General features: G+C 41.0%; 10 protein-coding genes. 4 read left to right on the plus strand and 6 right to left on the minus strand.

The window, feature by feature from the left end; all coding sequences use genetic code 11:
• Positions 1-17: 17 nt before the first annotated feature.
• Positions 18-1,394, plus strand: coding sequence for an NAD-dependent succinate-semialdehyde dehydrogenase (locus tag IRQ78_RS18700; RefSeq protein WP_138600346.1), 1,377 nt, complete (start codon positions 18-20; stop codon positions 1,392-1,394).
• 217 nt (positions 1,395-1,611) lie between these two features.
• Here IRQ78_RS18700 and IRQ78_RS18705 read toward each other — a convergent pair whose 3' ends face one another.
• The 3 genes from IRQ78_RS18705 to IRQ78_RS18715 form a co-directional block, all read right to left on the minus strand.
• A complete protein-coding gene (locus IRQ78_RS18705; RefSeq protein WP_194442903.1) occupies positions 1,612-2,694 on the minus strand; it encodes an endonuclease/exonuclease/phosphatase family protein in 1,083 nt (360 codons plus the stop codon).
• Between the two features lie 17 nt (positions 2,695-2,711).
• Positions 2,712-3,032, minus strand: coding sequence for a hypothetical protein (locus IRQ78_RS18710; protein ID WP_194442904.1), 321 nt, complete (start codon positions 3,030-3,032; stop codon positions 2,712-2,714).
• A gap of 99 nt (positions 3,033-3,131) precedes the next feature.
• Complete coding sequence (locus IRQ78_RS18715) at positions 3,132-3,569, minus strand: hypothetical protein (protein WP_194442905.1); 438 nt, start codon at positions 3,567-3,569, stop codon at positions 3,132-3,134.
• Positions 3,570-3,820: 251 nt separating this feature from the next.
• Here IRQ78_RS18715 and rhlP point away from each other — a divergent pair, with 251 nt between their 5' ends.
• From rhlP to IRQ78_RS18730, 3 genes are all read left to right on the plus strand, one after another.
• A complete protein-coding gene (gene rhlP / locus IRQ78_RS18720) occupies positions 3,821-4,633 on the plus strand; it encodes a rhombotarget lipoprotein (RefSeq protein ID WP_194442906.1) in 813 nt (270 codons plus the stop codon).
• An 88-nt stretch (positions 4,634-4,721) separates the two neighbouring features.
• A complete protein-coding gene (locus IRQ78_RS18725) occupies positions 4,722-6,779 on the plus strand; it encodes a TonB-dependent receptor (protein ID WP_194442907.1) in 2,058 nt (685 codons plus the stop codon).
• Positions 6,780-6,845: 66 nt separating this feature from the next.
• The gene (locus tag IRQ78_RS18730; RefSeq protein ID WP_194442908.1) at positions 6,846-8,060 is read left to right on the plus strand and encodes an MFS transporter; all 1,215 of its coding nucleotides are present in this window, start codon (positions 6,846-6,848) and stop codon (positions 8,058-8,060) included.
• A 14-nt stretch (positions 8,061-8,074) separates the two neighbouring features.
• On the opposite strand, the gene IRQ78_RS18735 is transcribed toward IRQ78_RS18730, so the two are convergent.
• From IRQ78_RS18735 to IRQ78_RS18745, 3 genes are read right to left on the minus strand one after another with little or no spacing between them, the layout of a single operon-like run.
• Complete coding sequence (locus tag IRQ78_RS18735) at positions 8,075-8,485, minus strand: GFA family protein (protein WP_054552625.1); 411 nt, start codon at positions 8,483-8,485, stop codon at positions 8,075-8,077.
• Between the two features lies 1 nt (position 8,486).
• Positions 8,487-9,500, minus strand: coding sequence for a fatty acid desaturase (locus IRQ78_RS18740; protein ID WP_166338864.1), 1,014 nt, complete (start codon positions 9,498-9,500; stop codon positions 8,487-8,489).
• Positions 9,501-9,547: 47 nt separating this feature from the next.
• Positions 9,548-11,719 (minus strand): putative bifunctional diguanylate cyclase/phosphodiesterase, encoded by a 2,172-nt coding sequence (locus IRQ78_RS18745; RefSeq protein WP_194442909.1) that lies wholly within the window; start codon positions 11,717-11,719, stop codon positions 9,548-9,550.
• Positions 11,720-12,189 lie beyond the last annotated feature (470 nt).

The raw sequence follows: 12,189 nt of genomic DNA on the forward strand, positions 1-12,189 counted from the left end.
TTTGTAAGGAGATAATGATGACTGATACTGTTACTACAATCAATCCAACTAATGAACAAACGATCAAGACTTATAACTTATTGTCACTGCAACAAGCACAGAGTGAAGTTGACCAATGTCATCAAGCATTTTTAAAATGGCGCACTACATCCCATGAGCACCGCGCAAAATTACTTAATAAACTTGCACAAGTAATTGATTCTAATCAACAAGAATTAGCACAACTAATGACCGATGAAATGGGTAAGATTTACCAACAGGGCCTTCAGGAGGTTGAGCTTTGTGCAGCAATTTGTCGTTATACCGCTGAGCAGGGACCAAAAGTGCTTGGCGATGAAAAGCGAGATATGCAAGACGGACATGCAATTATTAGTTACCAACCAATTGGTGTAATACTTGGTATCCAACCATGGAACTTCCCGTTATATCAAGTCATTCGCTATGCTTGCGCGAATGTTATGGCAGGTAACACCACAGTGCTAAAACATGCGGGTAATGTATTTGGCATGGCCGAAAAGATTGAACAGTTATTTAAACTGGCTGGTTTTGACGATTATTGCTTTAAGAACTTACTTATTGACGGTAAAACCGCAAGCGAACTAATAGATCACTCAGCGATTCGTGGTGTAACCTTTACTGGCAGCGATGGCACAGGCAAAAAAGTCGCAGAGCGAGCAGCTAAACAGGTTAAGAAAACCGTGCTCGAATTAGGCAGTAACGATGCATACATCGTACTTGATGACGCTGATTTAAATACGGCGATTACCGCATGTACGCAAGGTCGTTTGATAAACAACGGACAAACCTGTGTTGCGGCAAAACGCTTTATTGTGGTTGATGCTTTATATGATGATTTTAAAGCTCTAATCAAAGAGCAATTTGAGCAAGTTGTTCTTGGCGATCCGAACGATGAAAAAACCACGCTTGGCCCAATGGCTCGTAAAGATCTGCGCGATCAGCTTCATCAGCAAGTCACTGACTCTGTAAATGCAGGTGCTACTATTATCACGGGCGGTAAAGTTGCTGAACACACCGGCTTTTATTACACCCCGACCTTGCTTGAAAATATCAAACCGGGCATGCCCGCTTATGACGATGAATTATTTGGCCCTGTGGCATCACTTATTCGAGCCAAAGATAACGCAGAGGCAATGCAAATTGCTAATGATTCACGCTATGGTCTTGGCGGCGGTATTTTCTCAAAAGATGAACAAGCAGCCATTGAGCTTGCAAAGCTTCACTTTGACACCGGTATGGTAAATATCAATGGTTATGGTCTTGCGCAACCGAACTTACCATTTGGTGGTGTAAAAGACAGTGGCTATGGCCGTGAACATGGCGGTTTTGGACTACGAGAATTTGTTAATATCAAAACCATTATGGTCAACGACTAATCACTATTAAGGGCTCATTAGAGCCCTTTTTTATATCTGATTGTGCCGTCCTGAATAAAGTTATCACTTTTCATACCAATCCGCTTAATTAAGTAGTCTATTTTGAGGCAATAAAACCTCGTTGATAACAAGGCAAAAATTTCGTTATTTAGTTGTTCTAAATGAGAAATTTTTAACGCAGTTAGCGACAGGTTTTATCCCTCAAAATGATTAAGTATTATTGCGGGTTGGTATTAAACATTGGCACTTGTTGCTTCGAGGCTGCTGGCATTTTTAACTCATCCACTGCTTTTTCTTTATCAATCTGCTCTTGTTGTTTTTGATTGTCAGAATCGGGGTTATAAACAAGCTCTGTAAGAAGTGCAAAATGGTCTGAGCCATACTTTGCCAAACGCTCAATACGCTTAACACTAAACTCATTACTATGAAAAAGATGATCAAGTGGCCAGCGCATAAAGAAATAACTGGCATGAAAGGTATTAAAAAAGCCGCGGCCTTTACGTGGGTCTAACAAGCCACTAATACGCATAAACAAACGGGTACTTCGCGACCAAGCAACATCATTTAGATCTCCTGCAACAATACAAGGTCGCAGTCTGTTTTTAAGTGCTTTTGCTAAGATAATTAGTTCAGTATCACGCGGCCGTGAGCTGTCTTCTTCCGTGGGGCTCGGAGGTGCAGGATGGATAAAATGCCCTTGAACTTCTACGCCATCTGCATCTTCAAACAAAATATGGATTGAGGGGATATCGCTTTCTATAAGCTCACAAACTTGCTGTTGTTTAATTTTAAACTTGCTGTACAAGTGCATACCATAACGATTATCTTTTGGGCAGTACACTCGATACGGGTATTCTTGCTCTAAACTGCTCAGTTCGTTCTGCCAAGTTTGATCAGACTCTAACGTAATGAGTAAGTCTGGTTGGTGCGTGTTAACTAAAGCAATGAGTTTGTCATATTCGCTGTTCGACATCAGTACATTTGCCGACATAATGCGAATACTGTGCTTATCGGTTTTATTGCTTGAAGCAACTTCTTTATTAGCGAACCTTGTGTAAGGGTAAATCCAGCCAACTTGTAAAAGCAACACGACGATACTCGCCAGAGCACAACCAATATAAGGCGCGGAGCCCGTGCGACTGATTAAATAGCTTGCAGCAATTAAACTCGCACAAGCAAGGTAAACCACTTGCAAGCGTACAAAGTCACAACTGCGAATTAAATAATGTTGGGAATATGAAAATGGCAAGATTGAGACCACTAGCAGCATGGCCAATAGTGAACCCAATCCATAAGTCATGATCGATTCAAGCAAAACTAGCGGCTCAGAATAGAAATAATTTCTCGGGTGTCTTCCACTAAACGCACGACAGTATCGTCAACTTGAATTGAGATTAGACCATCTCTATCTCGAGATTTAATCACTTTACCGCGGCGGTAAATATCACGGTCAAGAATATCGCCTTTACGTAATTTCTTCTGCCAACCGGGTGGTAAATCGCCACCATTATCAAGTTTCTTTTCAAGGCCAGGTGGTAGACTTTTATCTTTGCCCTTATCCTTGTCTTTATCTTTTGCAAGTGCGCCAGCCGCCACTAGGCTTAAACCTATCACTGCAACTGTTAACAATGCTTTCATGCGAGTGCTCCTTCTATGAGTCCCAATTAAGCGTAGCAAGTTTTTCTGAACTGGGTATGAAACCAGCTAAAAAAAGCCGCTAAGCGGCTTTTGACAGGATTAACGATGGCGAGTAACGATTGATAAAATCTCTCGCGTATCGTGTACTAGATGAATAAGGCGGTCATCGATTTCGATGGCAATAATGCCATTTCGGTCGCGACGTTTAATCACTCGCCCATGACGATATATATCACGGTCAAGAGTATCACCATGGCGATAACGCTTATACCAACCTGGTGGTAAGCCACCACCATACCCTACTTTTTTGTATAAACCGGGTGGTAAGTCACGGTAACTGTAATGATCGTATCTATCGTAACGATCATGTCTGTCATGATGATGGTGATGTTTGTGGTGTTTTTTATGTTTTTTATGCTTTTTACGTTCGTGCTTATGTTCGTATCTATCGTGGTCACGATCATGTTTTGCGTTTGCTTCCATAGGTATCAAACTCAAACCTAAAACAGCAACTGAGATAGTAATTAATTTATTCATAAAAGAGACCCTCAACGTTTGCTCCTGATAAAAAGCCTAACGTTTTAGCCTGAATCATAGATGAAGGGTTACAATTTAAAAACGCAACTGTTTACATATCAACACATTAGAAAGCTAATCTTTACATTTCTTTAAACTTCTTTGGCACTATTTACGAAAAATCGAGTCTGAGTTACAGTTCCGTTTGAGCCGTTTGTCGTTATATTTGCAACATAAACAAAGGCTTCCTCACAACATAATAAGGATAATTTATGAATGTTCTAAAATGGTGTTTGGTCATTAGTATTACTGCACTAACGGGCTGTAGTGCCATGATGAGCCAATATGGCAATCAAAAAACGCAATCAAGTTCATTGGTTGAGTACCTTTACCCAGACCAACAAGATAGAGCTGCACACCAAGCAACGATTCCAACTTTGAACTTACCAGCCACGGTAGGGATTGCCTTTATTCCTAACAAGTACAATGATGGCTTGCATCATGGTGATGAAGTCGCACTGCTAAATAAAGTTAAAAAGCAGTTTATGCAATATGACTACATAGACCGTATTGAAGTGATCCCAAGTACTTATTTAAAAGGCAGCGAAGGATTTACCGCATTAGAACAAGTATCACGATTATATGATGTGGATATTATGGCGCTTGTTTCATACGACCAAGTGTCGCAAAGCTTAGAAAATAACGCTGCATTTTTATATCTCACGATTGTTGGTTTATATGTGATTCCGGGCAATGAGAACTCAGTACAAACCTTTGTAGATACTGCCGTATTTGACGTGAAAAGCCGAAAAATGCTGTTTCGCGCGCCAGGTATTCATAAAGCAGAGCAACGCAGTACAGCAATTGGCATCGATGAAGTCGCTAAAGAGCAGTCGCTGGCAAGCTTTAATGGAGCTGTTGATGACATGATCACGAATCTCGATGCTGAATTAGCGCAATTTAAAACCCGCGTAAAAGAAGAAAAAGTAGCCAATGTCACACACAGAAATGGCAGTGGCGGCAGTAGCTTATTCTGGTTAGTGGCAGTACTGGCAGGTTTTGCCGTACATCGCCGTAGTGCATAACAGACAAAGTTATTAATCGAGAAAGCTTTTACCCATCCTAAAAAGCAGATACCCTTTGGTTTTTGTTGTACCTAACCAAAGGGTTTTCATGAAGTTGTCGATACTTTCAGTGCTTGTGGGCACCTCATTATTTAACCAACAAGCCATTGCAAATAATGAACTAGAACATATTACAACGACCGCATCACGCAGCGAAGTATTGGCAGATCCATTGCCTGTAGTGGTCAGCAGTATTTCACAGAAGCAACTGGCGCTTATCGCTCCAACTCACATTGAACAAGCCCTTAAACAGGTTGCTGGTGCTAATCTTCAACACGGTAACGGCCAAGAGTATTTACCCGCTTTACGTTCGCCTGTACTTTCTGGCGCAGGTGCATGCGGTGGCTTACTTACTGCCGAAGATGGTATTCCACTTCGCGCAGCTGGTTTTTGCAACATCAATGAATTATTCGAAGCCCACACTGAAATGGCTGAACGCATCGAAGTACTGAAAGGCCCGGGCTCTGCACTTTATGGTTCAAACGCTGTACATGGTGTAGTCAACGTGATCACTCCAGATACAACCTATAACCACAACCAACTTGGTTTTGATTACGGCTCGTTTGGCTACACCCGCTACAAACTAGGTGCGGGTCGTGATTTTGGCGAACAAGGTTTAGGTATTAATGCCACTATTACTCGAGATACGGGTTATCGTGATGACGAAAGTGTTGACCAAGAAAAGCTCTCGCTACGTCACCGTTTTGATGGCGAAAAACTAAGTGTAAGTACAGGCCTGACTTACACCCATTTAGATCAACAAACAGCTGGCTACATAGAGGGCTTTGAAAGCTACAAGGATAAGCAAATAGCTCAGTCTAATTTTGATCCTGATGCATTTCGTAAAGCCCGCTCTTTACGTGTTTGGTCAAAGCTAAATTGGACACAAGATGAGGCTAACAGCTTTACCCTTACGCCTTATATCCGCGACCAAGACATGACCTTCTTTAAGCATTTTTTACCGGGTACTCCCCTTGAAGAAAATGCTCAGCAAGGTGTTGGTATACAATCAAGCTGGCAGCACAAGTTAACCGGCTCTAGCCTGTTAACTGTTGGTTTTGATGGTGAGCTTACAGATGCTGACTTTTTACAATATCAAGACAGTCCCACTCAAGGCTCAGCATTTTTAGTCGCCACCGTGCCTCAAGGCAAACATTATGATTATCAAGTAACAAGCACCCTATTAGCACCGTTTGTGAACCTTGATTGGCAACTTGATGAGTTACTTATCAGCCTGGGTGGTCGATACGAGCGTATGCGTTATGACTACGACAACCATATGTTGGCTGGCCGCACAAAAGAAGATGGCACAGCATGCGCCATGGGTGGGTGTCGCTATTCTCGACCAGAAAGCGGCGAAAATCGCTTTACTAACTTTTCACCTAAGCTTGGTTTAAGCTATCAATATGCTGAAAACCAGTTTATCTACGCCAATGCTTCAGAAGGTTATCGAGCACCGCAAGCGGCAGAGCTTTATCAGTTGCAACGCGAACAAAATATCGCAGATCTGAAATCTGAAACAGCTAAAAACCTAGAGCTTGGTATAAAAGGTCAACAAGCACAGCTGCATTATGTAGTTAGCATTTATGCAATGAATAAAAAGAACACCATTTTCCGCGACAGTGATTTTTATTACGTCAATGATGGCCAAACTCAGCATCGTGGTATTGAGCTTGAGTTAGCCTATACCATAACGCCTAGCTTATCGATGCAATTAGCCGCGAGCCACGCCAAACATACATACAGTTATGACCAAGTACTCAGCGGGATTAACATCAATGGTAATCTTATTGATACTGCTCCTCGTAACATCGCAAACTTGCAGCTACTTTGGCAAGCAAACGACATTACGCGTGTTGGTCTTGAGCTACATACCACCAGCAGCTACTTTACTGATCCTGAAAACCAGCATAGTTACCAAGGCCACTCATTAGTAAATTTACGAGCGGCGTGGCAGCTAACAGCTAACCTTAGTGTGACGGCACGAATAAACAATTTAACCGACGAGCGTTATGCAGAGCGCGCTGACTACACCACATTTAGTGGCGACCGCTACTTTCCGGGTAGACCGCGCAATGCCATGTTATCAGCAAGTTATCAGTTTTAAATAACCGCATTTTTTGGTGAGCTATCTCATAGTTCACCCACGCTGTTTCGTGTTTTGGTATGATAAATGTACCTCTTGCTATTACACCTAAACAGCGTGACATCTTCTCAAAATCTAATTCGTAACCTTCTTTTAGTGCTGGGCATTTTTCTTATTGCAGCCAGCTTACGAGCCCCGATCACTGGCATTGCACCGGTACTTGAACAGATCATTGAACAGTTTCAGTTAAATGCATCGCAAGCCGGCATGTTGACGACTTTACCTTTAATCGCGTTTGCTATTGCCTCGCCTATGGCAGCAAGCCTTGCTAAAAAGTGCGGCCTTGAAATATCACTGTTTATTGCCCTGGTACTCATAGGCATAGGGGTTGTCTCTCGTGTTATTGATTCTGCCACCGTGCTATTGATTGGCACCGCTGTAATTGGTGTCGGTATCGCGATTGGTAATGTGCTATTACCAAGCCTAATAAAACGTGACTTTCCACACAAAGTAGCAGTAATGACGTCTTATTATGTTTTGGCAATGGGTATATTTGGTGGCAGCTATTCAGCACTCATCATTCCGCTCGCTGAATTCAAAGAAATTGGCTGGCAATTGGCGCTTGCCAGTTATGCCTTATTGGTTGTGCTGGCTATTGTGGTGTGGTTACCACAACTTAAGCAACATACCATGCCAAAACAGGCATATGTGTCAAACAATACACAAAACAAAATTTGGCACTCTGCACTGGCTTGGCAAATCACCTTATTGCTCGGCTTTAACTCCTTTTTCACTTATATCATGCTTGGTTGGCTACCCAGTATTTTAATAGAAGGTGGCCATAGTGCGCAGCACGCGGGCGCTTTGCAAGGCGCCTTTCAAGTAGCCTCTGCGCTACCAGGTATTGTGCTTATTCCTCTGCTTGCCAAATTAAAAGATCAACGCATCTTAACGCTAAGCTTGGCATTACTTGGCGCGCTTTGTTCTGTTGGATTATTAGTTGCGCCTAGTTTTGCGATGCTTTGGTCAGTCACCTTAGGTTTTTGCTCAGGTGCCTGTTTTATCTTAGGCTTATCATTTGTAAGCCTACGTACTCATGACTCAATGCAAGCCGCTGCGTTATCGGGTATGGCGCAATGTATCGGGTATTTATTGGCTGCCACAGGCCCTATTATTGCGGGCGCCTTACATAGTTATTTCAACAACTGGGCGGGAGCACTTTGGCTGTGTATGGCATCAAGCCTATTGTGTGCTTTATTTGGTTACTTAAGTGGCCGAAATATCACCATCGGCCAGCAATAAATATGAAACCACAGCTATTTAGGGGCGGTTTCAAAGGCACTCATATTACTAAGGTTATCGAGCCAAGGTTTATGTGAGCGATACCAAATATGCGCTTTAGGGATGAGCTCATCAGCTTGCTCTACGGCGCCAATACGTAAGCCATAAATACGTTCACCTGCACCGACAGAAGTCGCGTACAAAGCTGTACCACAATTACCACAAAACCCTTGCGCACGTTGGTTGCCACTTTCAGCTATTTTTATATATTCTTTTGGCTTAGCACCTGTAAAGGTAACTCCATCTGGCACAGACACCACAACCGTACGAAAAGGCGCACCTGAGATAATTTGGCAATCAGTGCAGTGACAGTTTATCACTTTATTTTCATCAACGTTTGCATGGTAAGTTACCTCACCACAATGACAACGACCGGTAACCTTCATATTAAACTCCTTGTTGAGATGACTGCTCTTTTACAGGGTAATGATTAGCGTGTTTCAAGCTTTGTAAATCATTAAAACGTACCCCATGCTGAGCCATAATAGGATGTATTTTTTTGCTTATCAAATGCCTGATATAAAAGGGCTGATTCGGCACAAAATGATGGATTGTGTGGGTACGACCAAAATCAAAACAAAATAGTTGAAACGGTAAAAACCAGCGGCTGGTGATCACATGCGTTTGCTCAAGCAAATTATTTACACCGCCATAATAATGCATTGAAGATGTCACTAAGTTAAGAGAACTCGAACGAATAATATTAGGCACGATAAGTACCACCATTAAAAACTCTGCCATCGCCAATAACTCAGCTCCCCACGGCGGCAATGTAAATGGCTGTACGAACTGCACTGCATAATAAGCAATTACCCCGTAAAGAATCGCAAAATACGCAGTAGCAATCGGAAAGCCCGCATTAAATACACGGAAGAACTTAAAACCACTAATTTCTTTTTTAAATCGCTTGGTATTGATTAACAAACCTAGCAAGCCATCAGTAATGACCAAAGCTCTCAACAAGGGCGACTTAATACCATTGCCTACTAAACGCTCTTCTAAATCTTGTGAGGTGCCGGATACTTTATGGTGATGTAAATGAATCTTTCTGCGATACCAAGGGTTCACCGTATTAGGCCGCATAAGCCACACGGTTAACATCATAAAGTTATGTATAAAAGGACGATTACTAAAATACTGCTTATGGATAAGGTCATGCTCAAGCTCATGCGATATTGAGGTAATAAAGGCAGCCAGAATGATGCAAAGCCACGAGGGAATAACCGCTAAGTAATAAAGTGTCGCAACACCGAATAGTGAACACAACGACACCAGCAGAATTACCATCGCAATTTTATTTTGTTGGTTAAGTATAGGGTAACGCGCTCTTAACGACTGCTCTTCGGCCTTAATGGCTGTAACAATCGCCTTGATGTTTTGCTTTGCGGTTAATTTTGACATAGTAAGCTTTTGCTAACTGCTTAATACCAAAATCATACCGTAATTATCTACTGCTCTCGAGAAAATTGCGTTAAAAATGGTATTACATCATTTGCTGGTAATGGCTTAGAAAAGTAATAGCCTTGGATATAATCGCAGCCTGCTTCGGTAAGCACCGCCAATTGCTCGCGCTCTTCAACCCCTTCAGCAACGACCTTAATACCCAATACTCGACTCATTTGGATAATCGATTTAACCAGTGCTTCGTCACCTAAATCAACATGAACTTCATCTATGAAAGACTTATCAAGCTTGAGTACATCAACAGGGAAACGGCGTAAATAACTAAGAGATGAATAACCGGTACCAAAATCATCCAATGAAATTAAGCAACCCGCCTCTTTTAATTGAGTAAGCACATCGAGATGGTTAGTATTTTCAGGAGCTAAAACACTTTCAGTTAATTCAAAAGAGATTTGTGACGGCTTAACCCCTTGGTTGTTAATAATTTCAAGCCATGCATTACGCTCAGGATTAAACTCAGTAAACTCAAATAAAGACCGATTTACGTTAAAAACAACATCGTTATAACCTTGCAGCTCTAACGCTTTTATTTGCTGACAAGTTTTAACCAACACCAGCTCACCAAGTGGAATAATCACTCGAGACTCTTCTGCTAACGGAATAAACTCCGCAGGTGATACCCATTGCCCTTGATTATTCCAACGAACTAAACTTTCGAATTTAGCAACCGTGTTATTTTCTATATCGATAATAGGTTGAAAATAAACTTCAATTTCGTCGTTTTTCACTGCCAAAGTTAGCTGATCTATAAGCAAGTTTTGTGTTTTTATTTTGTTATCCATTTCAGTGCAGAAAAATAAATACTCCGTACCAGCTTGCTTTGCATTGAGAGTTGCAAGCTCAGCTTGTCTTATCAAGCGGCGTGCTATTTTTTCGATTTTATGTTCAGAGGATGAAATATAACGTTGCTCAAAACAGCTGATCCCAAGAGTTACATATACTTGCTGGCTAATACCACCAATTGAAAAAGGCTCAACCAACAATGCTGTAATTTGCTTACAAACATGTTCTAGCTCACTAATATGTTGATAGGTTTGTAAAATAGCAAAGCTATCACCATCTATTCGTGAAAAGGCTGATTCTTTAAAACAGCTTTCAAGTCGCTCAGCTAGTTTACATAAAACTTTGTCACCAAATGTTAGGCCATATACCGTATTAATATTCTGAAATTTATCAACATCAAAATAAATTACTGCCAAGTTTGTACCTACTTCATCTTGATATGCAAGAGACGAAATTAAAGTACACAAGTACTCTTTAAAGTAAAAACGATTAGTTAACCCTGTAAGTTGGTCGTGGTTGGCGTGAAAATAAATTTTTCGCTCAGCTTCTTTTTTCTCGGTAATATCTAAAATAAACGCCACATAGCAATCCTCAGCATTATTTTGCATTTTGGTTATTGATAAAAATTGCGTATATAGCTTACCTTGCTTAGTTTTATTGGTAATTTCACCAGACCATTTGCCTTCAGTATTAATCTGATGCCACATAGCTTTATAAAAATGTGGATCATACTGGTTTGAACTTAAAATTTTAGGGTTTTCCCCTAAGACTTCGTCCAGCGAATAGCCCGTCATTTTAGTGAAGGCAGTATTTGCATAGGTAATTTCTACATTGTGGTCGCAGATAAAAATAGCTTCGTGGCTTTGTTCTATTAACTGATTAGAAAAATCTAGCTTAGCAATGAAACGGTCTTTTTCAATTTCACGCTGGATTAAACCTGTAAATAACGAAAAGAAAGATTCGATTGATAACGCATCACTTATTTCATGCTGAAAAAGCGCTACCAGAATGGTATTTGTCTTGCCAGAAATGCTTTGTAATGGCACACCCACATAAGCTTCAATATCCATATCAACAAGCAATTGATCATTAGGGAATAGCTGCTGAACACCTGAGTTGTAACTTGAAACACTGCCACAGCTGACATCATTGCATGGTGTACAGCGAATATCGTAGCTGATGTTTTCAACTATTTCGTCATGCGCAACTAAAGCAATGGTTGTCGCATATAAAGTTGACTCATCGACTTGAGCCAAAAAAACATGCGAAGCACCCAGCACTTCTGATAAAGATAGGCATATTGCATTATAAAAGTTCTCACTTTTAAGATTTGAAATACTTTCAACAATACGCTTTAAATCGTATGTACCCATGTTATGCCACCCAACCGTTTTTTCCGCTAAGAGTCTGACTTAACCTGAACTAAAGACGGTAAATTCTATTATATTAAGCACTTAAACACCATGGTACTCTAGTCGAAAGCGGTTAACTTTCAAACAAATAAGCATACATTTTTCATGGTTATTTCAAAAGTAAGCATAGTTTGAAGTTTACAGGTTATAAATAGAACAAAAGTTATTTTAATCTGGGGTGAATTAGTACTTAGATTTGAGTTATAGGTGTTAGGCTCTGGGTGCTAGGCAAAATACCCCCTTGGGGCTGAGGGTGGTTTCAAAACCCAACAACCGCACCGCTCTGATCTGACTCCATAAAAGTAGACACCTTTTTGGAGTCAGTAATCATGAAAGTAAAGTCACAGCGTAGATATTCCCTCGAATTTAAAATAAAAGTCGTTCAAGAGTCGTTAGACACCACAGATACAGTTAAGATGGTCGCTAATAAA

Origin of the sequence: Pseudoalteromonas simplex, assembly GCF_015278155.1 — a bacterium.
Lineage (GTDB): Bacteria > Pseudomonadota > Gammaproteobacteria > Enterobacterales > Alteromonadaceae > Pseudoalteromonas > Pseudoalteromonas simplex.

Coding starts and splice junctions, on each gene's coding strand:
- IRQ78_RS18740 (WP_166338864.1), bottom strand. CDS start 9,500: ATGTCAAAATTAACCGCAAAGCAAAACATCAAGGCGATTGTTACAGCC.
- IRQ78_RS18705 (WP_194442903.1), bottom strand. CDS start 2,694: ATGACTTATGGATTGGGTTCACTATTGGCCATGCTGCTAGTGGTCTCA.
- IRQ78_RS18745 (WP_194442909.1), bottom strand. CDS start 11,719: ATGGGTACATACGATTTAAAGCGTATTGTTGAAAGTATTTCAAATCTT.
- IRQ78_RS18715 (WP_194442905.1), bottom strand. CDS start 3,569: ATGAATAAATTAATTACTATCTCAGTTGCTGTTTTAGGTTTGAGTTTG.
- IRQ78_RS18730 (WP_194442908.1), top strand. CDS start 6,846: ATGTACCTCTTGCTATTACACCTAAACAGCGTGACATCTTCTCAAAAT.
- IRQ78_RS18735 (WP_054552625.1), bottom strand. CDS start 8,485: ATGAAGGTTACCGGTCGTTGTCATTGTGGTGAGGTAACTTACCATGCA.
- IRQ78_RS18700 (WP_138600346.1), top strand. CDS start 18: ATGACTGATACTGTTACTACAATCAATCCAACTAATGAACAAACGATC.
- IRQ78_RS18725 (WP_194442907.1), top strand. CDS start 4,722: ATGAAGTTGTCGATACTTTCAGTGCTTGTGGGCACCTCATTATTTAAC.
- IRQ78_RS18710 (WP_194442904.1), bottom strand. CDS start 3,032: ATGAAAGCATTGTTAACAGTTGCAGTGATAGGTTTAAGCCTAGTGGCG.
- rhlP (WP_194442906.1), top strand. CDS start 3,821: ATGAATGTTCTAAAATGGTGTTTGGTCATTAGTATTACTGCACTAACG.